Below are 24,334 nucleotides of genomic sequence, written 5' to 3'. Positions count from 1 at the left end.
CCGTTATCTCTAAGATGTCGCATTAAAGAATCAACTGTTTTATAAGACATCACACATAATCTTCTTCTCTGCAATTTTTTACTTTACAGTAAAATTTATTCTACAATTTTACTATGCACATTTGAAAGTGGAAGCTGATTGCAACGCTACCGTATTGCTTGCGTCTAGCTTCGATTCTTGCAAGCAAGCTAGCTCGCATAGTCATTATTGGGCATTAGTTGGCATTATTCAGCATTAGTCAACACCATTCGGCATTACCCAGCATTATTCAGCAAAAAAGCGCGCGGGGAAGGCGGCCGTTTTACGAAGCGCATGATTTGGCGAGATTACTGCAAACTCAGAGCCGGTAGTTTGCACGATTTTTTGCAAATCGCTTTCTTGCGATACGAACAACGCAGTTGCGAGCGCATCAGCGTAAGCAGTTGGAAAAGCGCAAGTTTTAGCAGGAAGGTAAGTCCAACTTGCAGAAAGTTTTTGCGCAGGAGTTCCATCTAAAGCGTTAATCAAGTGAGTCGCAATTAAATTAGACTCAAAGCCATTTGCATCTTTTCCTAAATAACTTGCGTCTTTTACTTTCCAACGCTTTCTTGCACTAGACGATGCACACAGCGCTCCGCTTGCAATTGATACCACACCTACCGCTTGAGTTGTGTCAAAAGGATTTTCCAGAGCCACTTTTATTTGGCTATTTTCTTCACTAAAACAAGCGCACATATCTCCGCCAGCGTTTACCAAAAAATCGCAATCCGCAGTCGAATCACAATCCGAAGGCGAATCGCCGCTAAGCCCATCTTTAATAATCTTCGCTACAAGATCTACAAAATAGCCCTTTCCAGCTGCCCCAAAATCAAGCTGCACTGGCTGATTCGTGTGAAGCGTTGCGCTGCCACTATCTCGCGAAATATCTGCCCACGCAACTGGCAGAGCACGGCGATATTTGCTCCAGCTGCCACTGCTGATATTCTCATCCTTACCTTCGCCAGCTTTCGACTCCGGAACGAATTGCACGGAATTATCATAGCCAAGCGCAAGCAGATCCGCGCCAACGCAAGCATCAAAAGCTCCGTGCGTGGCAGCGTAAAACTCGTCATAAATCGCAAAAAGCGGCTGCGCCCACGATGGAAACTCAAAATCGCCGCCATGCTCCGCACAAGCCATGCGCGAAACAAGCGAATCTGCACGAAAACGCGAAAGCACCGATTCATACTCTTCAACAAAAGCGCGAATCCGCTGCTCAGCGCGCTCAGGAATCGGCTTGCTGCTGGAAATAATAATCCCCGTTCCAAGCGCGCGCTCAATCGCCACAACGTTCCTAAACATCGCTTTCCTCACGAAAACATTTCATTCGCTTTTTTAGAAAGCTCATACCGAAGAGGGCGTTCGCCAATAGAATCAACCATTCCAAGATCAATCAAACCGTTAAGCGCGCTCACAATCTTTCTCTCACCAATCTTCTCATCAATTGCATTGCCAACGTATTCGCTTAGTTGCTTGCGAGTCATTGGAGTTGGATTATACGAAAAAAGCTTATTTTGCAACAAAATAGACAGAGCTTCACGCTGCACTTTAGAAATTTCTTCCTCTGGAAAAAGCTCACGCAGCTTACCCATACAGTAAATAATGTGCTTTAATTGCACACTAATATTCTCAAACACTTCGCCCTGTGCTTTTACAATATATTCCAACATTGTGCAACAAAACATAGTTAAATCATTGCAATTAAACAGTTCCTGAGCTTTAGAAAAAGCAGCATAGTATCCAGACTTTTCTGCATAAATTATAGAACTTAAGCTCAAAATTGTTGGCATCGAAATCTGCTCATGCAATTGCAAAGCAAGCAAAAACCGCCCAGTTCTACCGTTTCCATCATAAAATGGATGCACGCTCTCAAAAACATAGTGGCACATGCACGCCTTAATAAGCGTTGGAACGTCACTACTATTCATCAAACGCAACATCTGCGTTAAATGCTTTTGAATTTCCGCTTCCGTTGCATCTCCATCATGTACTACATTATTTGCACCATCGCGAATACTTACTTTTCCACTCCTAAAAATCTCACCATCTGGAATATTATTTGTTTCTAATTCGCCCTGCATAATACTGTCGTAGATTTTTCGTATATCTTGCAAGGTTTGTGGAATCGAAGTGTCACATTCATTTGAATCTGCAAGTTCAAGAAAAAGCTTAGTAAATTCACTAAAACGCGTATGCTTATTCTGCTCGTTTGCAGCATCAAGTGCTTTGGAAAGCTCTTTTCTAGTGCTGTGAACACCTTCAATAATGTTGGTATTTTGCACTTCTTTTGCAATAAGTTGCATTAAATACTCGCGCTGAGCAAACCGCGGCAACCTACTCCACGCTTTTTCAACCGCTTTTTCAGTATTCGCAATATAATTCATGCACGTTACAAGATCCGTTACACACATTGCAAAAATCTCATGCGCATCAAATATGATTCCAGAACGATAGGTTGCAGGATTATCAATGCGCAATCGATATTCTTCTTCCACAATATCACAAGGTTTTGCATTACTTTTAGACATTGCAACTATTGTGCGTATTGTTTTGTAATCCATAATGCGACTCCATTTATATTATTGCGTTTACATTATTGCGTTTATGCTATTGATGATTTTGTAGTAATGTCTTGCAATATTTTGCTTATATACAAACAACGCATTTATCACAAAATGATTGCATAGCTAACGTAAAAATCTATTCTATACCTACATTTTCGCAAAATGAAGGCATAGCACGCAAAAAACATTCATCTATACCGACATTTTGGCAAAACAGCGGTATAAACTACTCACGCGCGTGCTGTTTTAGTCGCTTAGCATAAATAGGAACGCATACGAAGAAAGGGCTTGGAGCCTGATGCCCCTAGTAGCACCAAACCCAAGCCCTTTAACAAAACCGACTCGTTTCCCTAACAAACAAGCCAGCCAAACACTCAACAGTCACGCCCCCGAAAGCCAGCGCACAACACTACCGTGAAGAAAGAGATTTGGCAAAACAGTAGAATCATGCAAAAGCCCGAAAGCAAACCCGCCACAAAGCACTAGACAGCATTCGCAGCACGTTGAGTGAAAGATTTAACAAGTGAGCGCACCATACTCACATACAGCACGCTCACAAATCATTAAACAATCAACACACTTAATGTGCTAAAAGCTTAGTGACGGATCTTGCGAAGAGCAACACCCATGCCAGCAAGCACGGAAGCAGCAACAGCAGCCAAAGCTACAGCAGCACCAGTCTTAGCCAATGGAGCAGCCTTCTTAGCTTCAGCCTTCTTGTCAGCCTTCTTATCGTTAGTCTTGTCATCAACCTTCTGACCATGACGCTTGAGGTAGTCAGCGACAGCTTTGCACTCGAGAGAATCTTTACCGTAAAGCTTCACACACTTCTTGTAATCCATGTCCTTATTGCCAAATGGAGAATGCTCATACTTATCTTTCTCGTCTTCAGCCTTAGCCTTCTCTTCCTTCTCTTTCTTCTCCTTATTCAAACGATCAGCAAGATCTTGAGAGTCCTCAGTCTTATAGAATGACTTATCATAAGTAGCTTCATCACCAGCAGCAGGAGCCTTACCCTGATCAGCCTTTGGAGCAGTCTGATCAGTCTTTGGAGCAGTCTGATCACCGTCAGCCATTGCTGGGGCGGCGAAAGCCAAGCCGGAAACGAGGGTGGCGCCAGCAGCGAGTGCGGCGATAGCCTTCTTATTCAACATAATATTTTCCTTTCTTCTTCTCCACCACGCTTAAAACGCAGTGAAAAACATAAACCCACAAAATCAATCTCTTGTGGATAACTTTCAGATAGAGTATCTAGCTGAAAGCTGTTATTAACATACCCCCCCCCGTTCGAAAAAGTCAAGAGCAAAAATAAGCGTCCAACACAGAAAATATCAACAAAATTACAAAAATATTCAAGTAAAAGCGCGTAAAACCACAAAAAAATACGCCAAACAGCACTGTTTAATCGTAAAAAATACTATTTCACGATTTTCAAAGATTTTTCTCAGAAAACTCTCAGAAAACTCGCGGCAGCTCCCCCTCGCCACCCGCAAACCCTTGAAAAACCGCCACTTTACACACGACACGCGCAGAGGTCACCTTCACGCACGACATAAACTACTCACAGCTGAGTCGTTTTGGTCGGAATCACGCGAAAAAGCGGCATAAACTACTCACCGCTGAGCAGTTTATGCCGCCTACCCAGAAATTAATCAAAAATCAGACATAATAACAAAAAGGTAGGAGCTTGAGAATACCCAAACTCCCACCTTGTAAGAGATTACCTTACTTACGTAAGTTTACAAACTTACAAAAGCAACAAACTTACAAAAGCAACAAACTTACATAAGCAACAAAAGCAACCTAAATCACCTTAGCGTTAGGCAGCACGTTGCCGTCTTTATCAACGTTACAACTGTGCTCAACAGCAATCGTAATATTGTCAGAGTCAACCGAGAAGAAGCCATCCGTCACCTTAAAAACGTGACGCACACCCTTCAAATCGTCAACCTTCACAAAACCGTGATCAATCAACGCAAGCACAGCCTCATGCCCAGGAAGCACACCCATTGCGCCATTCACAGAAGGAATGACCACAAACTTGGCGTCACCTTCCCAAACAGGATGCCTGGCTGCCACAACACTAACGTGCAGCGATTTTACTTGCTTCTCTGCCATGATCACGCACCAAACTCTTGCTGCATGTCGTGCCAACGACGCTCAAGATCGTCAATGCCACCAATACCCGAGAACGCCTGTTCCGGAATATCATCGTAAGTACCATTGCAAATGCGAGTAAACGCCTCAATGGTTTCGTCTGCTGGCACATAAGAACCTGGACGACCTGTGAACTTTTCAGCCACGTAGAAGTTCTGACCAAGGAACTGCTCAATCTTACGAGCGCGGCTCACAGTGGTCTTATCTTCCTCACCAAGCTCATCGATACCAATCAAGGCGATGATGTCCTGAAGCTCCTTGTTACGCTGCAAAATAGCCTTAACGCGGTTTGCGCAATCGTAGTGAGCCTGACCAACGTAACGCGGATCCAAAATTCTAGAAGTAGAAGTCAAAGGATCCACAGCTGGGTAAATACCCTTAGCTGCAATATCACGCGAAAGCTCAGTAGTTGCATCCAAGTGCGTAAAGGTTGTTGCAGGCGCAGGATCGGTGTAATCATCAGCAGGCACATAAATAGCCTGAAGCGACGTAATGGAATGGCCGCGCGTAGAAGTAATACGCTCCTGCAACGCACCCATTTCATCTGCCAAATTTGGCTGGTAACCAACTGCGGAAGGCATACGACCCAGCAAAGTGGACACCTCAGAACCAGCCTGAGTAAAGCGGAATATGTTATCGATGAACAGCAACACATCCTGATTCTGCACATCACGGAAGTACTCAGCCATAGTCAACGCGGTAAGAGGCACGCGAAGACGAGTCCCAGGAGGCTCATCCATCTGACCGAAGACAAGTGCCGTTTTCTCCAAAACGCCAGCCTCAGCCATTTCGCCAATCAAATCGTTACCTTCACGGGTACGCTCACCAACGCCAGCAAACACAGAAACACCACCGTGGTTCTGTGCAACGCGCTGAATCATTTCCTGAATCAACACGGTTTTACCAACGCCTGCACCACCGAACAGACCAATTTTACCGCCCTGAACGTAAGGGGTGAGCAAATCGATAACCTTAATGCCGGTTTCGAACATCTGAGTCTTAGACTCAAGCTGATCGAAAGCAGGTGGGTTACGGTGAATTGGCCAGCGCTCAGTTACTTCAATATTCTCGCCAGGCTTAGCATTCAAAATGTTGCCGGTAACGTCGAAAACGTGACCCTTAGTAACATCGCCAACAGGTACGGAAATTGGGCCGCCGGTATCTCGCACTAAAGCACCACGAACCAAGCCGTCAGTAGGCTTCAACGCAACTGCACGCACAGTCGAATCACCAAGGTGCTGCTCAACTTCCAGCGTAATCTCGTGAACGGTATCACCTTCCGTGTTTCCAACGGTGTTGATATCGACTTTGAGAGCATTGTAAATATCCGGCAGATAGCCGACTGGGAATTCAACGTCAATCACGGAACCCTGAACGCGGGTTACGCGACCAGCTGTTGGATCGACCTCCTGCTCAGCTTCTGGAGGCGCTGTGGTCTGATTTTCAGCCATATGCTCCTAATCCTCCTCATTATTCAGCGCATCAGCGCTGCCGATAATCTCGGTAAGTTCTTGAGTAATGGATGCCTGGCGAGAAGCATTAAGCTTTCTTGTCAAATCATCCACCAAATTGCGGGCGTTATCTGTAGCCGTATGCATAGCGTTCTGCCTACTTGCTGTTTCAGAAGCAGCAGAAGTAAGTAAGCACTCGTGAATACGAGACTGAATATACTTCGGCAAAACAGCATCCAGCACTTCATCCGGACTTGGCTCGAAGCAATACTCAACAGCCTCTGGATTGCTGCGACTCACTGCTTCTTCGCGAGCTGAAACTGCACTAGTAGACGACAACGATGCTGAAGGTCCAGAAGCTGCTTCGTAATCAGGACGGTGCATAGCAAACTCCTCACCATCCTTCAAAGGAACCAGCTCAACTGGCAGCATACGCAACGTACGAACTTTTTGCCTCACCATATTAATAAATTCGGTGAAAACAATATACAGTTCCGAAACTCCGCCTTCTGCTTCCGGCGTCATATAAGCGTCCATTAAAGTATCGGAAATCTTTTCTGCAATAGTAACGTCAGGATGGTCAGTAGAACCTTCCCACGTACCTGCCACATCGCGATTGCGATACTTGTAGTAAGTTGCACCGCGTCGACCGTACACGTACAGTTCCGCGTGCTTACCTTCTGCATCGAGCTTGGCTAAAAGCGCTTCAGTCTCACGAATAATCGAAGACGTAAACGCACCAGCCATTCCACGATCAGAAGTAAGAGCTAGAACTGCTACGCGATTGCCAGCATGCTCTTTACCGAAAATAGGATGCTTAATATTTGCTTCGTGATGAGCTACCAACGCCTGCACGGCATCGAAAATTGCGTCACTATAAGGCTTAGCATTAAGCGCAATATCACGCGCTTTTGCAATATGCGAAGACGCAATCATTTCCTGAGCCTTAAAGATTTTACCTAAAGACTGTGTGGAAATAATTCTCGATTTCAATGCAAGTTGGGAGGACATACGCTACTTCCCCTCAGGCTCGCGACTATCTGCTTTTGGCTTAGCTACAAGCTGTTCCTTTTCAACAGGAGCAGGATTTTCAGCCGGCGGCAACGAATCCTTTACAATCAAAGGCTTGCCAACAGAAGTCTTAAACGTCCTACGGAAATCTTCAATGGCCGCATCAAGCTTAGCTTCAGTTTCCTTAGTGAAATCTTCAGTATCGCGAATTACTTGCAAAATGTCAGTTCCCTTATCGAGGTAATCCAACAATTCGTCTTCAAAACGCAAAACATCCTTCACAGGAATATCGTCAAGCTTGCCGTGCGTACCTGCCCACACAGAAACAACTTCTTGCTCCATTGCTCGAGGAGAGAACTGCTTCTGCTTAAGCAGCTCCGTCAAACGCGCACCGCGAGTAAGCTGAGCCTTGGAAGCTGCATCCAAATCGGAAGCAAACATTGCGAAGGATTCCAAAGACTTGTAACGAGCCAAAGAAATCTTCAACATGCCTGAAACTTTCTTCAAAGCCTTAGCCTGTGCCGCACCACCAACACGAGAAACAGAAATACCGACGTCAACTGCTGGACGCTGACCTGCGTTGAACAAATCAGACTGCAAGAAGATCTGACCGTCGGTGATAGAAATCACGTTGGTTGGAATGTATGCAGAAACGTCGTTTGCCTTGGTTTCGATAATTGGAAGGCCGGTCATAGAACCGCCACCCAAATCGTCGGAAAGCTTAGCGCAACGTTCAAGCAGACGAGAGTGCAAATAGAACACGTCGCCTGGGTATGCTTCACGCCCAGGTGGACGACGCAAAAGCAAGGAAATTGAACGGTATGCTTCTGCTTGCTTAGACAAATCGTCGAAAACAATCAAAACATGCTTACCGTTGTACATCCAGTGTTGGCCGATTGCAGAACCGGTGTAAGGTGCAATGTACTTAAAACCTGCAGAATCAGAAGCTGGGCTTGCCACGATTGTGGTGTACTTCATAGCGCCAGCTTCTTCGAGGCTTTGACGCACGGAAGCAATTGTTGAACCCTTTTGACCGATTGCTACATAAATGCAGCGAACCTGCTTCTTTGGATCTCCAGTTTCCCAGTTAGCACGCTGGTTGATAATCGTATCGATTGCAATTGCCGTCTTACCAGTTTGACGGTCGCCAATAATCAACTGGCGCTGACCGCGACCGATTGGCGTCATTGCGTCAATAGCCTTCAAACCAGTAGACAAAGGTTCGTCAACTGGATGACGGTGAATAACGTCTGGAGCCTGGGCTTCAAGAATACGACGCTCACTGCACTCAATCGCACCCAAACCATCGATTGGATTACCCAACGGGTCCACAGTACGACCAAGATAAGCGTCACCAACCGGCACAGACAACACTTCACCTGTGCGGTATACTTCCTGCCCTTCCTCAATGCCTGTGAAATCGCCAAGAATAACAACGCCGATTTCATGCGCATCAAGGTTAAACGCAAGGCCCAAGGTGTCGTTCTCGAATGTGAGCAGCTCGTTTGCCATGCAGCCGGACAATCCAGCTACGTGCGCAATGCCGTCACCAGCCGTAACAACATAGCCAACTTCTTGTGTTGGCATGTCGGTAGGCTTGTACGAGTCAACGAACCCGTCGAGCGCCTTGCGTATCAGGGCGGGATCAATAGATAGTTCCGCCATAATTCTCCTTAATTTACTACTTCACTGCCTGTGTCCAAGCGCCATTGCGCGCAGAACGTTGCAACTGCTTAAGCTGCATCAACATGGTGCGATCAGTTATTTGATCACCAATCTGTATACGCATGCCGCCAAGCACGTTTGGATCCACAATTGGGTTAATGTATGCACGATGACCCAACTTATTACTGTAGATTTCAATCAAACGCTTAATTTGCTTATCTGTAAGCGGCTGAGCAGTAGTGACAGTGACCAATGTTTCGCCAGCTTCACGCTCAAATCCTGACCAAGCGCCGCCGAAGCTGCCGGTTTTGCCACTTTCAGAACCACCATGCCACGTTCCTACTAGATAATGCATAATGCGCAATACGACAGGGTGCGCTTTACCTCCAATAAGCTCGTCAATTAGACGAGACTTATCTTCCGAAGATCTATTCGGATCGGTAATCGCATCAGAAAGCTCAGGATACTGATCAATCATGTCCATCATTGACGAAAGTTCGTCAGCGATGCGCTGCGCTTCATCGTGCGCATCTGAGATGGCCTGCGCAAGAGAAGAACGCGACAAACTGTCGTTTGCACGCGATGCCTTTTCTGGCATTCTTACCTCCTCGTTTCTGTAATAACGAAGTAACGCAATTTACGTATTAATCTCAATAAATTAATTTAGATGAATACTTTAAAGCTTTACTTGCTTTGATCCGAATTTTTAGCTTCTCCAACTTCATCAATCACATGATCAATAATTTTGGAGCTCACAGTATCGTCATCCAGCTTGGATGCAAGAATCTTGCCAGCTAATGCCGCTGCAAGAACCGATACCTCTCCTTGGAGGCTGGACATGGCATGCTGATGCTGAGCTTCAATAGAATGCTGCGCTTCACTAATGATTTTTGCAGCATCCTTTTCAGCGCGTTGTCTAGCTTCGCCAATGATTTTTGAAGCTTCCGTACGAGCCTCTTCTCGAGTTTTTGCAGCATCAGCTTGAGCTTGAGCAAGCTCTTCTTCCATCTGACTTTTTAATTCGTCAGCTTCATGCTGCACGTTTGCTGCTTTAGCTATTCCGCCTTCGATTTTTTCTGCACGTTCATCGAGAATTGCCTGGAATTTAGGCATAACGAACTTGTAGAAAAACGCTGCAAGAACTACCAAAACAACTAACGACCACACTAAGTCATAAGGCTCAGGCAAGAACAACGCCAAACCATTACTCTCAGATGCATGTGCCATGGCTTGTCCTTTCTATTCCTTCAACACTTTTATATTTGTGCTGGAACGAGTTGTTTCGTTCGGTTCACTTTCCCATAATGTAGGCAACGAATCCGAGCAAGCCCAGAACCTCAATAAATGCCAAGCCAACGAACATGAACAACTGAATACGGTTGCCAACTTCTGGCTGACGTGCAGTAGATTCCATAGCTTTAGCAACGACTATTGCCATACCAAGTGCAGGAGAAATTGTTGCGACAGCAAAGCCAAGAATGCTGAGGTTGCCGACCAAACCTGCGAGAGCGATGATATTATTCATTGGTTTCCTTTCTGTTAAAACAGTAACCAGTATAAACCCGTAAGATGGGTAAAATCTGAAGATTTAAGCTATGCTATCAGGCAACAGCAACAGCAGACTTTTCTTCTTCCTCCGGGTAACTTTCCGAAATGTAGACAGAAGCAAGCACAGTGAAAATAAACGCCTGCAAACCGGCTACCATAATTTCGAATAGGGTAAACAGAATGCCACCAAGCAGCCACAAAGCACCGCCGAAGGCAAGGAGTTTATTGCTGGAATCCACCACAAAGAAATTGGTGAATACTAAGCAAGTGGCCACCAGCAAATGGCCAGCAATCATATTCGCAAACAAACGGATTGTAAGCGAAAGTGGTCGCACAATTATTAATTCTATGAGCTGCAATGGCGAAAGAATGAAGTAAATCGGCCATGGCACGCCCGCTGGGAACAACGCTTCACGGAAGAATCGCAAAAAACCTTTTTCACGAATGCCAGCAAGAAGATATTGACACACAACCCACAAAGCAAATACCAACGGACCAGTAATGGTTGCGGTTGCAGCCATATTTAATCCTGGAATCACAGAACAAAGATTAAAGAAGAAAATCGTGATGAAAAGTGTAGACATCATTGGCACGTAACGCTTGCCACGTTCTTCACCAATCATCTCGTAAACGATGTTGTAGCGCACAAAGTCCATTAAGATTTCTAGCACACTTTGGAATCTTCCTGGAACTAACTTTGCGCGAGCGGCACCAATGCCGAAAATAATCATAACGACTACAGCCATAAGAACACGCACCAAAATAATGCGATTCATGGCAAACGGTGTGCCCTGGAACAAAATCTCTGGAGGCAAAAACTCGCCAATATTAGGCAATTCTGGTCCAGACGAAGCCACTGCTGAAGCTACATTGGTAGTCCTCAGTAAAAAGTCAACCATTCCATCCATAAGTGCCTCCTTAAGCAATTCGTTCACACGCCTTCACAACTACGCCACTCACTCACATTATTAAATTCAATCATCTTGCGGCGTTACATATTATCTAAATCATCTATTCCGTATCTCGTAAGGCGCGGGGCACGAAACGAAAAATACATCTAACTGCTGATTGTACTCTTCGCTTGTACATAAATTACGCAACTTCAAAATTTATTTGCTCATACCGTACTTAATACCGTCAAATGGACAAAAGTTATCAGAACGCGGAGAAGCCGGCTCATGTCTTATAGAACGTTCAGTTCCAAGCTTTCCAGCAGTTCTTAAATGTGGAATATCAGAAAGATTGTAAGGCGTAGTTTCGTACACCCAGTTAAGCCAGTTGCGCCAAAGCAAATTCGCGTGTGCACGCCAAGAAAATAGTGGCTCTAATTTTGGATCGTCATAAGGGAAATAGTTGTAAGGGAATGGCACGTTGCTCAAACCTTTTAACATGTCACGCTCATATTCTTGCGCAAGAGTCATTTTGCTGTATTCCCAGTGTCCAAGCGCAAAAACTTCAGAAAAATCACGCGTAGCAACTAAGCCTGGGCCGGATTCGGGACCATACGTAAGAATTTGCAAACGCTGATCTGAAGAAATGCTGTCAACATCAACACTCGCTATCCTAGAATGCGGCTGTAAAGCGATTTCATCAAAACCATTTGTAAGAAAACAGTACTCATCCTGCAAATATTGTGGGAACACACCAAAAATTTTTTCGCTGAGAACATGCTTTTTTATGCCATATCGATAGTAAAGCGCACCCATTGCACCCCAGCACAAATACATTGTTGAGAAAACGTGTGTTGCTGCCCAGTCAAGAATTTGCGTAAATTCGTGCCAGTAGTCGACATCCTCAAATTCCATGTGCTCAACAGGAGCTCCCGTTACAACAAATCCGTCGTAATAGTTGTTACGAAGTGCGTCAAGATTTTCGTAGAATTTTACTAAATGATCAGCGTTAACGTGTGTGGATACATGCGTGGAAGTTTTCATAAAATCGACATCGACTTGCAAAGGAGACTTAGAGATGAGTCTCAAAAGCTGAGTTTCTGTCTCGATTTTTTTGGGCATAAGATTCAAAATCAACAAACGAAGTGGTCGAACATCCTGCTGTTCTGCTTCTGGGCGTTCCAATGCAAAAATTCGCTCAGCATCTAATATGCTTCGCGCTGGCAATCCTTCAGGAATCTTAATAGGCATGTGTTTATTATACTCCACACTTGTTTATGTTTATTGTGTCTATGTCACTAATGTGCACGAATCGTAAAATTTTAACCAAATACAGAGAGACACGCCCGAATTTGACAAATTCAAATTTGCACCTATCGTAGATAGAGCTGCTAAAAGTAGCCGACGCGGGGTGGAGCAGCTCGGTAGCTCGCTGGGCTCATAACCCAGAGGTCCATGGTTCAAATCCATGCCCCGCTACTAAAGCCAAGAATCACACGAATTTCTCACGATTGTTGTGGTTCTTGGCTTTTTTGTTTAGTAACGCATAAGAAGTTCAATCTTCAATCGCCAAAATACAAGTCATCTGCATAAAAATCAATAAAGAAGTATTGCAAGGCGACGGCGAGCGCGCGCTAATCGAGCATCATCTGCAGGAAGCATAGCAAAATACTCAAGCATTCTAGATCGAATAGCTTCAGCATCCGAACGATGCCCCGCAGCCAAAAAATCAAGCAAACGGCCAAAAGCGTCATCAATATGACCATCAATCATATCGACATCTGCCACAGCAAGCTGCGCATCTACATCATTAGGATTATCACCAGCATTTTTGCGCACTAAAGCAACATCTGTATTAGTATTGCGCGCAAGCAGCAAAGCTTTGGCATGTTCACGCGCAGCAATAGAATCGTGCGGATCTGCATCCATAAGCTTCGCATATTCTAAAGCAGCGCCCTCGTAATCACCTTTCATAGCAAGTTCATGCGCTTTTTCATGAGCTGCAGGAACTTGATTTTCACAATTAGAATTATTATCTGAAGATTCTTCTGAATCATCCTTAGCATCTTCAGACGGCTGTACAAAAGGAGCCGTTCCAGCAACCCCCGAACGCTCTGCCACCTGCACTAATTGAGGTAAAATTGCGCTACAAATCTGCTGCAACTCATCATCGCTAGGTAATCCTTGCGAAATTGGCATAGGGCGTCCGCCAATCAAACCATAAATTGCAGGAAGTTGCTCAGCTCTCAAAGCTTGAGCAATACTTGGGCTTTCGTCTGCATCAATACGCGCCAACTGCATACGACCGTCGAGTGAATTTACTGCATCAGCTAATTTTTGTGCAACATCGTAATAAGCAGTATCTCCAGGCTGCCAAAGCAACAAAATAATAGGAAAACTTACGGAAGTTTGAACCATTGCCTGGAAAGACTTATCGTTAACGTCAATAACGTATCCGCCTGCTTTTGGCGCCGAATTATTGGCAGAAGAACCAGCATTCGAACCAGCTCCAGCTTTTGCAGCCTGCTTAGCTTGCGCTTCCACGCGACGCTTCACGCCTTCTAAATCTACAGCTCCAGCAAGCGAAAATCCTCCTGGATTCATTCCTTGCGACTGACCGTTTACCATTATTGCCTCTTTTGCTAATTGCAATATTGTTGATTCTTATATTTACAACGCTTCTACTTTAATAGGCTGTCGTTCAGCACCAACCGGCGTAATTTTCATATGAGATCCAGCAGGCGGCACAACAAGCGCAATAACATTTACATAAGTTACGCGCATAGTACTTTTTGCTCTTCCGTCGCCAAATAGTGCTTTTTCTTCGTCAGATGCTGGCCTGGATTCACGTCCTTCTCCGGCAATACGCGTCCAAACAGAATCAATTCTTGCAACAACTAAATCGCTTCCATCACTCGAACGCATAACGCTTATTTGCTTCAATTGTGGAGTAAAAACCTGTTCCTGCGAACCTTTGTTGCGCTCCATGCCAACTTGTACAGCTTTAGAAAGTTCTGCAAGTTTTTGACGAAGATAATCTTCCTCAAAATATTTTGCATACTTGCTTTCACCACCATGCTGAAGAACATCAGCATAAGCTTTTACTGATTCTTCTGGAGTCATAATTAAGCCAGTGTCATTTGATTTTCCCATTGAAGCACCAATACTTGGAACAGCAAATTTAGGAAGATGCACACCAGGGAAAAGTCGAGCCACAGCCCACAACTTATAATTCGACCTAGCTCGTTGCTGACGCAAAACAAGCAAACGCTTTGATTGCTGATCCTTAGTGGTGGTTGTAATTGTCATTAAGTCTCTAGGCCACCCAGCATTTGTTGGCACAATCGTCTGAGCCGAAGCGCGCGGAATAATAGTTTTAGGGTCTAATTTACCGGTTTTACCAGCAATAACAAGCTCGCTTGTGCGAACATCAAGAGCAGGCCCAGAAACAGCTTTAGGCAAGGCGTTAACGTCTTTTTCATCATTTGCCCGTTCCAGTGTTCGAAGCAAACCAAGACGAATATCCTTTTCTTGAATCATAGTTACATTAGGAAGCTCTTGGCCGCTGCGAGCTTCCACAGGCTTAGGTACTTGACCATCGCAAGCAGATAATCCCGCAACAAGAGCAACAGATACAGCACTTGCAACACAAAGAGAAGCTACGCGCAACGTTTTTCGCATAATTCCGCCATTATTAAACTCGCGAATATACTTATTAAGATTACGCATTTTAATACTACGCATTATTGCTTGTTACCTCGCTCACTCGAGAAATTGCCTCGATAACCTTTATTATTCTTGCGATATCGCGAATTATTGCTATTTGCGTTGTACCCACGACGATTGCCGCGAGTTTTCTTAGAATTATCTGTCTGTTTTGTTGACTTAGATTGCTTATTTTGATTTTCCTGCTTAGCTAGCCTACCCTGACTGTCTTGCTTATCTCGCCTATCTTGCTTTTCCTGCCTATCCTGCCTATTTCTAGAGTTCTTTTTATTCTGCTGATTTCGCCTAGTTTGAGAATTCTTACGATTCTTATCTACGCGAGCGGACTGAAGATCCTGATTATTTTTAGCATCGTCTTTAGTTTCGGAATAAGAGTTCTTTAGATTTTCGTCGTTCAAATCTGAAGATTCATCAACAACACTTTCACGATTTTCCTCATCGCTTGGCAATTCATACGCAAATTCACCATCATCATGCTGTTGAATAAAACGAGCAGCAAATGCAAGCATATCGTCCTTAGAAATAACTGTGGTCTGCGCTATTGAATCTTCAGAAGATACTTGTGACGACGGAGACTCCTGGTTAAGTTGCTTAGAATCAGAATTATTTGCAATATTCTGATTTTCTACAGAATTTTTACCACGACGAGTGTGGCATCCATGGCGCGCATGCGACCCTGAAGCTTTTTTGTGCTTCTTATGAGCAAGCATGCCATGCACTGTTCCAGAAAATGCTTCAGAAAATGTGACTTCTTCATCTTTAGATTGTTTAGATAGCAAACCGGAAGGATTTGCCGCAAGTTGCTTATTCCTGCGACGATGCGGAGCCATGGCGAAAATAGTTGCGGCCAGCAAAGCTAAAACAGCAAAAAGAGCACCTACAAAGTACAAAGGTGTTGCGAAATCTGGAACTTGATGCCTGCGCCAGCGCAATTCCACAGAAGCAGCAGGAACGTTATCTCCCAAATCAATTAATAGAACACGTCGAGCTGCTTGAGATCTAGCTCTCATAGAACGCGAGTAGCGACGATTTGAACTCTTTTTTGAATTCTTACCAGACTTAAGAACTGCACCAGTTGCAACTGCATGGTCATATGAAGCAGAACCTGCAGTTTGAACATAATCATAAGTATTTATTGGAAGCTTTGCTAAACCAATCTGACACGTAACAGAAGACCATAAGTTAGATTGTTGGAACTTAACGTCAGCATCTTTTATATCTGTATTAAAATCTTGTTGCAAAGTGCTTTTGCCAGACATTTCCGATACAGACAGATTATTCCAATCTTTAAGACCTGTAATGCGCTGAACTGGAGAGCCAGCTACCCAACCACGCACATCTTTTGTTAAACCAACAGCAACACAAATAGGTTTACGCGTGCGCAAAGCTGCAACACTTACGCGAACCTTACTGTCAACCAAATTAAGAACACCTGGATCTGTAACAATATAACGAGTTCCAGTTACTTGCGCATAAGCAATAACCACGTCATTCGGCTTCCAAAATGTTGCGTTAGCAACACCAAGAGCAACACTTAATACTGCAAGCACTACAAAAAATGGAGCTACGATACGTCGCATAATTTTAGTGCGCAATGTTACTCGCCTTGCTGACTGTCGCATTGATTGTCCTTCTTTTTCAGGAGCATTGTTGGTATTAGTCATAACGATACTATTCTACAATCTTTTCATACCAGTTGCAGGTTTTGCCTTAAAATCAATATCAAGCGGTAATGTGAACCTATGCAAAAAACTACAATATCTAAACAAAAATCCTTTATTGCACGCACTTTTGCTGCTATTAGCACAGTAGCATTATGCGTAGGATTAGCTTCTTGCAGCGGCAATTCCGACAATACAAAAGGTGCTGCAGACGAAAACGCACAAAAAGCCGGAATGCAGCTTATTGAAGGCATAAGCGCTTCTGGAGAGCTTGGCAAAAAGCCAAAAATTACGCTTAAAACACCTGCAGATATAAAAAGAAATACTTACGCTATCTTACAGCACGGCAATGGTGAGACTATTCAAGAAGGCGATCGCGTCTGCTCGCAAGGCATTGTGCTTAACGCTAAAGATGGCAAAGAACTTATGAATACGTGGGATAAGGGCAGAGTTGATTGCTCAATTTCTATTGACAAAAACGTCACCAGCCGACCATACTACGCGCTTATTAAAGGCAAGAAGATTAATACAACTATTGCTTTTGGAGTCGCTGGAGAAAATAAGGGACCTTCATACGTTATGGTTCTAACGCTTGTGTCCCGCTCAAAAGCATTAAAGCACGCAGAAGGTAAAGCAGTAACAGATATTCCTGCAAATTTGCCAAAGGTAACTCTTGATAAATCTGGAGTTCCATCCTTAGATAAGAACAACTATGTGCCAGATGGAAAGCTTGTTTCTCAGACTTTGATTGAAGGAACCGGCAAAAAGGTAACCGCAAAAAGCACCGTAACTGCTCATTATGCCGGATGGACCACAGATAAAGACGGCAAAATGCATCAGTTTGATTCCTCTTGGCTTCGCTCAATGCCTGCAGACTTCTCTCTTGCGGGAGGCGTAATACCAGGTTGGACTAAAGGTTTGGCTGGAAAGAAAGTTGGATCTCGAGTTCTGCTTGTAATTCCTCCAGAAGATGGCTACGGCAAAGAAGATAAGAAGGATGCAAAGGGAAATGTAACAATCCCTGCAAACTCCACTCTGTACTTCGTTGTGGATATTCTTTACGCTTCGTGAGTTTGTAAATTTCGCAATACCTAGCAAAGCAAAATATTTTGCAAAATAATTAGCTAGATAATTTGCGAGATAATTTACAAAAATACGCAAGTGATTGATTACAAAAACCCCTCATTTTCGAGGGGTTTTTGTGTATGCGTCTAAATCTAAAACAGAAGAAGGTCGTCGGATTCAACACCGCGCATATCGTCATAGTCGAGAATAAGACAAGTAAAACCGCGATCTTCCGCCAAAACTCTAGCCTGTGGACTAATTGTTTGAGCAGCAAAAATGCCGCGAACAGGCTTAAGTAACGGATCGCGATTAAGCAACTCACAGTAACGAGTAAGTTGCTCTACACCATCAATGCCACCGTGACGCTTAATCTCAATCGCAACGTGCACGCCTTCAGCATCCTGAGCCATAATATCAACTGGACCAATAGCAGTAGGATACTCTCGACGAACAAGCTTCGCGCCTTCCCCAATGCGCTCAATCTGCTCAGCCAAATATCGCTGCAAATGCTCCTCAACACCATCTTTAACTAATCCAGGATCCTCACCCAAATCATAAGTGCTGTCACTGTATATGTGCTCTAAAGAAATTTTGAGTAAATCATCACCTTTTGATGCAGCAACTCGAAGAATACAACCATCAGAAAGATTGTTAGAAGTGGATTCTTCACCATTTTCTTTTTGAAGTATGCGCATTGTACAAGGTGCAACCATCCAATTAAGTGGTTTATACGCTCCAAGCTCCGAAAAAATCAGCACACTACCATCTGCTTTAATAAGCAGCACACGCTTAGATAGCGGAAGCGTAGCGTTTAATCTACCTGTATATTCAGCACTACAATCTGCAACAATAATTCGCACACAGTAAGCATAACAGAACTTGTGCAGGAAAGAATGTCACTTGCGCAAAGCAGCTGCTAAATCGCGATTCTGCCAATGCTCGTGCAGAGCACAGTAACCTCCAAATAGCACAAGCCAAACTAAACCGCCAATTGCAGAAACGCGAGTATCTTCACTAATAAACAATGTGATATACACAAACACGAAGAACGCAATGGTAAGCGAGTTAAGAAGCTTATAATGCGGCATTAAGAAACCATCCGCCATAAAATCAGCAGATTTACGATACTTACGGTGCGTAACCATAATCAGAATGTAAATCATGATGATTACAGCCGAAGACGCAGAAGCGAACAAAATAAACGCACCATGAACTCCAGGAATCGAATTAACTACCGGAGAAAGAAGGATTAATACAGAAGAAAATATGATTGCGCGAGCAGGAACTTTAGTATGCGACACCTTCCGCAACTTACCCAAAATGGGAGAAGGAGATTCAATAGCAATCTGATACATGTGGCGGCCGGCAGAATACAGCAAAGAGTTAAGAGCAGAAGATGCAGCCGTAATAACCACGAAGAATACTAGCGCAGAGGCCCAATGCAAGCCAGCATACTGGAACACCATAATGAACGGAGACATAAATGTGCCTTCAGCATTAGTAGCCTTGAAACGCTGCCATGGAACAATAAGCATAATTGCCACAAGAGCGCCAACATAAAAAATCAAAATACGCGTAATTATGCCGTTTATAGCCTTAGGCAAAACTTTGCGAGGATTTTTTGTTTCCGAAACAGTCACGCCGACGAACTCAATAAGCTGATACGCATAAAACACCATCTGGAAGCTCATCAAAAATGCAACCCAACCATTTGGCATAAGAGAAAAATTATTGAAAATGTTATCGACGCTAGCATGCCCAGCAGGACTAATAACCCCTCCATGAAGTTGAGTTGCTGGGTAATGATACCCAATTACAACCATCACAATAGCAGTAACTATAAGCGCAACAATCAAAGTAATTTTAATCATGGAGAACCAAAACTCAGTTTCTCCAAAAAGCTTTACAGCAACCAGATTTATGCACACTAAAGCCGCTAAAAATACTACTTCTATAAGCCATTTCCAATGACTTACGTCAATATCGAAAGTTTGGAAAAATGTGACGCAATACGTGCTAACTGCCGTAATCTCGCTCATACCAATAAGCACAAGCACAAACCAATAAGACCACCCAGCAAAATTACCCCAGCCTCTGCCAAGATAACGCGTAATAAAACTAATAAAAGTATGCTGGTTCGGATCTTTGTACATAAGTTCGCCAATGCCGCGCATAAGCAAGAACATAATCAAGCCAACAATAATGTAAACAAATACAATACTCGGACCTGTTAAGCTAATAGATTTTCCGGAACCAAGGAACAAACCAGTACCAATTGTGCCGCCGATAGCAATAAATTGCACATGACGCTTAGTAAGACTGCGTTCCATTTGGTTGGAATTGTCATTATTCGCCGTCATATTCATTGCCAAAACTCCGTTCCTTGTATATACGAACTTTTTATTCTATCTGCACCCTTAACTATTGCGCTATTCCACACTTTTTAGAGAGCTAACCGGATCTATGCGATCAAGAGCAGGATTAGTGGCCCACTGCACAATCAAAGCGAAAATTAATGTTGCAACGCCTGCAATAAAGTAACTTAACGGAGCTACTTCCACCTCAAAATAAAGCGATGGCATTCTAAGAGCTTTGGTCAGCAAGCCTGCAATCAACCTTCCCAACGGCAAACCTACAGCGATACCGATTACAGTAAGAGTTAGCATCTCTTTATGTACGTAAGAATGAATTTCTCTTCTATAGAAGCCAAGAACTTTTAGAGTTGCCATTTCACGCGAACGCTCCGAAATATTCGTACTAGCCAAAGTAAATAGCACTGCTAAAGCCAAACCTGCAGCTAACGTTACAATCAGAGCAACAACAGCATTCATAAGATCAAAACTAAAAGCATGCTTCATTTTCGTAATATTCATAACCGCAAGAACGCTATCACGCTCCGAAACATTATTCGCGTACTTTATTTTTTTATCATCGCTGCCACGCAAACGAAGAATCAACGCATTATGCTTTAGAGATTTACTATTTTTATCATTAAACAATCGTTCGTAACATCTAGAAGTCATATACATGTTTGAACCAATTAGATTTCGAACAATAGCATTAACTTTTACTGTTGTGCGCTTAAAACTTGCGTTAGTTACTGTGATTTCATTTCCGCGATTGATATCCAAAGAAGCGGCTGCGCTTTGAGAAAGCAACGGGCCGTCATCTGTGAGCTTAACAGGTTGCAAATTGTTGTCAATATTTTGCAATCGCACAAGACGAGCTAAAGTATCCGCATCTTTTACAACAATCATTTGCACACTTTCAGAATCTTCTACATTGTTATGCTCAGATTTGTTGTTGCCCGAATTTTGATGCTTAGCAATTTCGCCAGAACTTATGTAAGCAGGAAGCATAGTTTCTACTTTATTATTCGACTTATCTTGTTCCACACGCTTTCTCATGCTTTGGAAAGAATCGGGAGCAGAAATCGCGATCATATCGTAATGGTAGATTCCCTCATATTGACGAGTGCCTAAAGTTGCGACGGTATCGTTTAATGCAAGACCGCACACAATAAGTGCAGTGCAGCCAGCAACACCGCCGATTGTCATGCATAATCTGCCTTTAAAGCGCGCTATGTTGCGAATAGTTACTTTATTTAGGAAGCTCATACGCTTCCAAATCCAAGGCAAACGCTCAAGAAGTACGCGAGCGCCAGCTTTTGGAGCTTTTGGACGAAGTAAATCAGCAGGAACTTGCTTTGTTTCACGCCAACTAACAACTATTGTGCAAACTGCTACAGGAATCACAAAAGCAATCACACACAGTGAACCGTATAACCAGTCGTAACGCAAACTAACACCTGGTACAGCGTAAAGTCCGCGCAAAATCTTCAAAAGAAGCGAAGGGATTGCAAGGAATCCAACAATATCCCCAACTCCACCACCAATAAAGCATGCTAAAATAGCGAAGAACGCGTGCCTTGTAACTGCAGCAGAACGTCCATAACCCAGGCTTAGGTACGTTCCAATAAGACTTCGCTCTTCCTCAACCATACGTGCCATAGCTGTTAAACTCATCATCATGGCAACTACAAGAAATACTGCCGGGAAAGCATAACCAAGTGACTGAATCGAAGCAACGTCGGAGCGTAAGCTTGCGTAACTATCATTAGCAATTCTAGTAGATATATGCCATTGTGCTTGAGGAACTTTCTTTTGTATTTCTGGCCTAATCTGCTTTAGAATTTTCGCTTTTACTTGTTCTTTCACAGAATTTGAAGCAAGCTTTATCCTTGGGTCATTCGCAATAATATTTTTCGCTTCTCTATTCGCTATCTCATCAATAATCTGATTTCGACGAACTTTTTCGCGCTTAGACTGCACTTTTTCGCGAATTTGCTCAGACGCGTCGTCAACAATATTGCGATACGATTTAGAAAACGCATTAACATTCTTAGTATCGTTCAATCTCACAGATATTGCAGAATACGGCAGGTCACTCATGTTGCTTGGGGCTGCAGACGTAAAGATTGGGTAGCGAGATGTTACAGAATTACGAAAAGCTTTTGACTGGTAACCTTCAGGATTGTTTAAATCGTTACTATCTAAGACGCTTCCAGTAATTAGAAGATTATATTTTTCAGATTTTTTATTTGAATTATTTGAAACACTGCTGCCAGATGCGGCCGACTGCTGCAAATTTACAACAACGGTACTGCCAATATTTAAGCCGCTATCGTGCAAAAATCGTTGAGTTACAACGGCTTCTCGATTATTAGTAGGCATATTGCCGTGAAGCAAATGAAGACGATTCATATTTTTTTGCGAATCGTAATGCACAAAATTCATTGCATATGTGGAACTTGCATCGTCATCAGGATGCGCTGTAGCTTTCCAAAAACGTTCGGCTTCAATTTCTCTTATGTTAGATAATTTTTGCAAAGAAGCAACATCATCTTTAGTTAAACCCAAGGTAGATACGATTTGCAAATCGTATGCATGCAACTTTTCGTACATGTCGTTCGTACCAAGAAGCATATCGTTGCAGCCAGCGTAAATTCCTGTCATAACAGCAACGCCAAGCATTGCAATAACTGCAAGTACACAGAAACGTCGCCACTGATGAATCCACATTCTAACGGCGCTAATAAATAATGCACTCATTAAAATCACCACTCAATATCCGCAATGGCCATAGGATTCTCTTGTATAGTCTCGCTTACGACTTTTCCAGAGCGGAAGCGCACAACTTTATGTGCCATAGGCGCAATTGCAGCATTATGGGTAATGATTAAAACTGTCATGCCTTCCGTGCGGCAAATATCTTGCAATAATTGCAATACTGACTTGCCTGTTTCATAATCCAAAGCACCTGTAGGCTCGTCGCATAGAAGAAGCTTCGGCTTTTTAGCAAGAGCTCGAGCAATAGATACGCGCTGCTGCTCGCCGCCGGAAAGTTGCGCTGGGAAGTTTTGTAAACGATCTGCCAAGCCAACATCTTTAAGCGTTTGGGCAGGATCAAAATGATCTGAACAAATCTGCGAAGCTAGCTCAACATTTTCAAGAGCAGTCAAATTTGGAACTAAATTATAGAATTGAAAAACAAAACCAATATCTTCGCGGCGATAACGCACTAAACCTTTTCCTTTAAGCTTAGTAACATCGCAATCCCCAACAATAACGCGACCACTCGTAGCCGTATCCATACCGCCTAAAATATTTAAGGCCGTTGTTTTTCCAGCGCCAGATGCGCCCAAAATTACTGTAAGCTCACCACGTTCTGCCGTAAAACTGGCATCATCTAAAGCCCGAACGGCAGAAGAACCAGACGGGTATTCTTTTACAACATGATCAAAAGTTATATATGCCACAATGCGCCTTTCGTAAGTATCATCCATTGATAGTGGTTTTCAACTTTTGTTATGGATTCTTGTTTTATTGTTATAACTATTTTACGTAATAACCGTGAAGATTTTATGAATTGTACTTAAAGAATCGAGATTCCACGGCGTGCCATGCAATACGCGTTACCAAGCCAAGTATGACGAGAATTTGGCCAAACTGCACCTAAGCGTGGAGCGCCCTGACTCATCCAAATGCTAGGAACTCTTCCATCCGTGCTTTGAGAGCCGAGCAGATTAAACCCATTCTTATTTTCCAACCAATCCGGATGTTGAGTAACAATCGCAAGCCCTTCTTCCAAAGTAAGAGGTAAGCGTTCGTCGGAATCAATAAGCTTACTAGCAACATCCGGCTCTCTGTTTAAGTAAGATCCGCCCGCATGAGGATCAATTGCCAAATAGAACGGACCTTCAGGAGGCTCAAAACCATCTTTTGGCATAAAACTAGCAATATCGCGAGGAGGCATAGTTGTAAAACCAGCCATGCGGTCAATACTCGTACGAGAAATCAAAGACTCTGGAGAAACAAGCTCACGCGTAGGAACCAATAAAATATTCGTTCCTAAATCACTATTTTTAAGCGCGCGCAAAAGAGGCAGAGCAAGAGAACGAAAAGCGTCAGCACTCATATCCGCCACGTCCGGATACCCGAGTGCTACTATACGATCAAGCTGCTGCTGTATTTCTTCCGATGCTACCGACATACTTACAGTTTACGCAGAGACTTTCA

At 43.5% G+C, this 24,334-nt stretch carries 21 protein-coding genes and 1 tRNA gene; 2 read left to right on the top strand and 20 right to left on the bottom strand.

Annotation, left to right across the window (positions count from 1 at the left end; genetic code table 11):
• Nucleotides 1–264 precede the first annotated feature (264 nt).
• The 12 genes from HXT33_RS00520 to HXT33_RS00465 form a co-directional block, all read right to left on the bottom strand.
• Complete coding sequence (locus HXT33_RS00520) at nucleotides 265–1,320, bottom strand: FAD:protein FMN transferase (protein ID WP_421787107.1); 1,056 nt, start codon at nucleotides 1,318–1,320, stop codon at nucleotides 265–267.
• Nucleotides 1,321–1,328: 8 nt separating this feature from the next.
• Entirely contained in the window at nucleotides 1,329–2,579 is a 1,251-nt protein-coding gene (locus HXT33_RS00515; RefSeq protein ID WP_421787105.1) for a Fic family protein, read from the bottom strand.
• 599 nt (nucleotides 2,580–3,178) lie between these two features.
• Entirely contained in the window at nucleotides 3,179–3,736 is a 558-nt protein-coding gene (locus HXT33_RS00510) for a peptidase (RefSeq protein WP_421787103.1), read from the bottom strand.
• 649 nt (nucleotides 3,737–4,385) lie between these two features.
• Complete coding sequence (locus HXT33_RS00505; protein ID WP_004134079.1) at nucleotides 4,386–4,700, bottom strand: F0F1 ATP synthase subunit epsilon; 315 nt, start codon at nucleotides 4,698–4,700, stop codon at nucleotides 4,386–4,388.
• Between the two features lie 2 nt (nucleotides 4,701–4,702).
• On the bottom strand, nucleotides 4,703–6,190 hold the full coding sequence (gene atpD, locus HXT33_RS00500) for a F0F1 ATP synthase subunit beta (RefSeq protein WP_004134078.1): 1,488 nt from the start codon (nucleotides 6,188–6,190) through the stop codon (nucleotides 4,703–4,705).
• A gap of 6 nt (nucleotides 6,191–6,196) precedes the next feature.
• Complete coding sequence (locus HXT33_RS00495; RefSeq protein ID WP_004134077.1) at nucleotides 6,197–7,201, bottom strand: F0F1 ATP synthase subunit gamma; 1,005 nt, start codon at nucleotides 7,199–7,201, stop codon at nucleotides 6,197–6,199.
• Nucleotides 7,202–7,204: 3 nt separating this feature from the next.
• On the bottom strand, nucleotides 7,205–8,866 hold the full coding sequence (gene atpA / locus HXT33_RS00490) for a F0F1 ATP synthase subunit alpha (RefSeq protein ID WP_004126217.1): 1,662 nt from the start codon (nucleotides 8,864–8,866) through the stop codon (nucleotides 7,205–7,207).
• 16 nt (nucleotides 8,867–8,882) lie between these two features.
• Nucleotides 8,883–9,464: a F0F1 ATP synthase subunit delta gene (locus HXT33_RS00485; RefSeq protein WP_116794577.1), complete on the bottom strand. Its 582-nt coding sequence runs from the start codon at nucleotides 9,462–9,464 to the stop codon at nucleotides 8,883–8,885.
• 86 nt (nucleotides 9,465–9,550) lie between these two features.
• Nucleotides 9,551–10,093, bottom strand: coding sequence for a F0F1 ATP synthase subunit B (locus HXT33_RS00480; protein WP_421775881.1), 543 nt, complete (start codon nucleotides 10,091–10,093; stop codon nucleotides 9,551–9,553).
• Between the two features lie 64 nt (nucleotides 10,094–10,157).
• Complete coding sequence (gene atpE, locus HXT33_RS00475) at nucleotides 10,158–10,391, bottom strand: ATP synthase F0 subunit C (protein ID WP_004126223.1); 234 nt, start codon at nucleotides 10,389–10,391, stop codon at nucleotides 10,158–10,160.
• 76 nt (nucleotides 10,392–10,467) lie between these two features.
• Nucleotides 10,468–11,322 (bottom strand): F0F1 ATP synthase subunit A, encoded by an 855-nt coding sequence (gene atpB, locus HXT33_RS00470; protein ID WP_004126224.1) that lies wholly within the window; start codon nucleotides 11,320–11,322, stop codon nucleotides 10,468–10,470.
• A gap of 201 nt (nucleotides 11,323–11,523) precedes the next feature.
• Complete coding sequence (locus HXT33_RS00465) at nucleotides 11,524–12,555, bottom strand: homoserine O-succinyltransferase (protein WP_004136437.1); 1,032 nt, start codon at nucleotides 12,553–12,555, stop codon at nucleotides 11,524–11,526.
• Nucleotides 12,556–12,709: 154 nt separating this feature from the next.
• Between HXT33_RS00465 and HXT33_RS00460 the strand changes: the two genes are divergently transcribed.
• Nucleotides 12,710–12,783 (top strand) — tRNA-Met (locus HXT33_RS00460).
• Nucleotides 12,784–12,900: 117 nt separating this feature from the next.
• Here HXT33_RS00460 and HXT33_RS00455 read toward each other — a convergent pair.
• Genes HXT33_RS00455 through HXT33_RS00445 form a run of 3 tightly spaced genes read right to left on the bottom strand, consistent with a single transcriptional unit; the run spans nucleotide 12,901 to nucleotide 16,694 of the window.
• Nucleotides 12,901–13,932 (bottom strand): tetratricopeptide repeat protein, encoded by a 1,032-nt coding sequence (locus HXT33_RS00455; protein ID WP_004136438.1) that lies wholly within the window; start codon nucleotides 13,930–13,932, stop codon nucleotides 12,901–12,903.
• A gap of 42 nt (nucleotides 13,933–13,974) precedes the next feature.
• The gene (locus tag HXT33_RS00450; RefSeq protein WP_004136439.1) at nucleotides 13,975–15,048 is read right to left on the bottom strand and encodes a hypothetical protein; all 1,074 of its coding nucleotides are present in this window, start codon (nucleotides 15,046–15,048) and stop codon (nucleotides 13,975–13,977) included.
• Nucleotides 15,048–16,694 carry a hypothetical protein gene (locus HXT33_RS00445; RefSeq protein WP_421775883.1) on the bottom strand — a complete coding sequence of 549 codons (1,647 nt, stop codon included), beginning with the start codon at nucleotides 16,692–16,694 and terminating at the stop codon, nucleotides 15,048–15,050. The genes HXT33_RS00450 and HXT33_RS00445 overlap by 1 nt, the downstream gene beginning before the upstream one ends.
• A 78-nt stretch (nucleotides 16,695–16,772) precedes the next feature.
• Between HXT33_RS00445 and HXT33_RS00440 the strand changes: the two genes are divergently transcribed.
• A complete protein-coding gene (locus HXT33_RS00440) occupies nucleotides 16,773–17,762 on the top strand; it encodes an FKBP-type peptidyl-prolyl cis-trans isomerase (RefSeq protein WP_375169157.1) in 990 nt (329 codons plus the stop codon).
• 146 nt (nucleotides 17,763–17,908) lie between these two features.
• Here HXT33_RS00440 and nucS read toward each other — a convergent pair whose 3' ends face one another.
• The 5 genes from nucS to HXT33_RS00415 form a co-directional block, all read right to left on the bottom strand.
• Nucleotides 17,909–18,616 carry an endonuclease NucS gene (gene nucS / locus HXT33_RS00435; protein WP_421787100.1) on the bottom strand — a complete coding sequence of 236 codons (708 nt, stop codon included), beginning with the start codon at nucleotides 18,614–18,616 and terminating at the stop codon, nucleotides 17,909–17,911.
• Between the two features lie 36 nt (nucleotides 18,617–18,652).
• Complete coding sequence (locus HXT33_RS00430) at nucleotides 18,653–20,122, bottom strand: amino acid permease (protein ID WP_375169159.1); 1,470 nt, start codon at nucleotides 20,120–20,122, stop codon at nucleotides 18,653–18,655.
• A 63-nt stretch (nucleotides 20,123–20,185) separates the two neighbouring features.
• On the bottom strand, nucleotides 20,186–22,867 hold the full coding sequence (locus HXT33_RS00425) for an FtsX-like permease family protein (RefSeq protein WP_421787098.1): 2,682 nt from the start codon (nucleotides 22,865–22,867) through the stop codon (nucleotides 20,186–20,188).
• 5 nt (nucleotides 22,868–22,872) lie between these two features.
• Nucleotides 22,873–23,574, bottom strand: coding sequence for an ABC transporter ATP-binding protein (locus HXT33_RS00420; protein WP_004136445.1), 702 nt, complete (start codon nucleotides 23,572–23,574; stop codon nucleotides 22,873–22,875).
• Nucleotides 23,575–23,690: 116 nt separating this feature from the next.
• Nucleotides 23,691–24,308 (bottom strand): DUF5701 family protein, encoded by a 618-nt coding sequence (locus HXT33_RS00415; RefSeq protein ID WP_004136457.1) that lies wholly within the window; start codon nucleotides 24,306–24,308, stop codon nucleotides 23,691–23,693.
• Nucleotides 24,309–24,334: the final 26 nt, after the last annotated feature.

The organism is Gardnerella sp. DNF00753 (assembly GCF_049244275.1).
Lineage (GTDB): Bacteria > Actinomycetota > Actinomycetes > Actinomycetales > Bifidobacteriaceae > Bifidobacterium > Bifidobacterium greenwoodii.
This window is presented reverse-complemented; position numbering and strand designations above follow the sequence as displayed.

Coding starts and splice junctions, on each gene's coding strand:
- HXT33_RS00440 (WP_375169157.1), top strand. CDS start 16,773: ATGCAAAAAACTACAATATCTAAACAAAAATCCTTTATTGCACGCACT.
- HXT33_RS00480 (WP_421775881.1), bottom strand. CDS start 10,093: ATGGCACATGCATCTGAGAGTAATGGTTTGGCGTTGTTCTTGCCTGAG.
- HXT33_RS00425 (WP_421787098.1), bottom strand. CDS start 22,867: ATGAGTGCATTATTTATTAGCGCCGTTAGAATGTGGATTCATCAGTGG.
- atpD (WP_004134078.1), bottom strand. CDS start 6,190: ATGGCTGAAAATCAGACCACAGCGCCTCCAGAAGCTGAGCAGGAGGTC.
- HXT33_RS00485 (WP_116794577.1), bottom strand. CDS start 9,464: ATGCCAGAAAAGGCATCGCGTGCAAACGACAGTTTGTCGCGTTCTTCT.
- atpE (WP_004126223.1), bottom strand. CDS start 10,391: ATGAATAATATCATCGCTCTCGCAGGTTTGGTCGGCAACCTCAGCATT.
- HXT33_RS00430 (WP_375169159.1), bottom strand. CDS start 20,122: ATGAATATGACGGCGAATAATGACAATTCCAACCAAATGGAACGCAGT.
- atpA (WP_004126217.1), bottom strand. CDS start 8,866: ATGGCGGAACTATCTATTGATCCCGCCCTGATACGCAAGGCGCTCGAC.
- HXT33_RS00445 (WP_421775883.1), bottom strand. CDS start 16,694: ATGACTAATACCAACAATGCTCCTGAAAAAGAAGGACAATCAATGCGA.
- HXT33_RS00465 (WP_004136437.1), bottom strand. CDS start 12,555: ATGCCTATTAAGATTCCTGAAGGATTGCCAGCGCGAAGCATATTAGAT.
- HXT33_RS00520 (WP_421787107.1), bottom strand. CDS start 1,320: ATGTTTAGGAACGTTGTGGCGATTGAGCGCGCGCTTGGAACGGGGATT.
- atpB (WP_004126224.1), bottom strand. CDS start 11,322: ATGGATGGAATGGTTGACTTTTTACTGAGGACTACCAATGTAGCTTCA.
- HXT33_RS00415 (WP_004136457.1), bottom strand. CDS start 24,308: ATGTCGGTAGCATCGGAAGAAATACAGCAGCAGCTTGATCGTATAGTA.
- HXT33_RS00495 (WP_004134077.1), bottom strand. CDS start 7,201: ATGTCCTCCCAACTTGCATTGAAATCGAGAATTATTTCCACACAGTCT.
- HXT33_RS00455 (WP_004136438.1), bottom strand. CDS start 13,932: ATGGTAAACGGTCAGTCGCAAGGAATGAATCCAGGAGGATTTTCGCTT.
- HXT33_RS00450 (WP_004136439.1), bottom strand. CDS start 15,048: ATGCGTAGTATTAAAATGCGTAATCTTAATAAGTATATTCGCGAGTTT.
- HXT33_RS00515 (WP_421787105.1), bottom strand. CDS start 2,579: ATGGATTACAAAACAATACGCACAATAGTTGCAATGTCTAAAAGTAAT.
- HXT33_RS00505 (WP_004134079.1), bottom strand. CDS start 4,700: ATGGCAGAGAAGCAAGTAAAATCGCTGCACGTTAGTGTTGTGGCAGCC.
- HXT33_RS00510 (WP_421787103.1), bottom strand. CDS start 3,736: ATGTTGAATAAGAAGGCTATCGCCGCACTCGCTGCTGGCGCCACCCTC.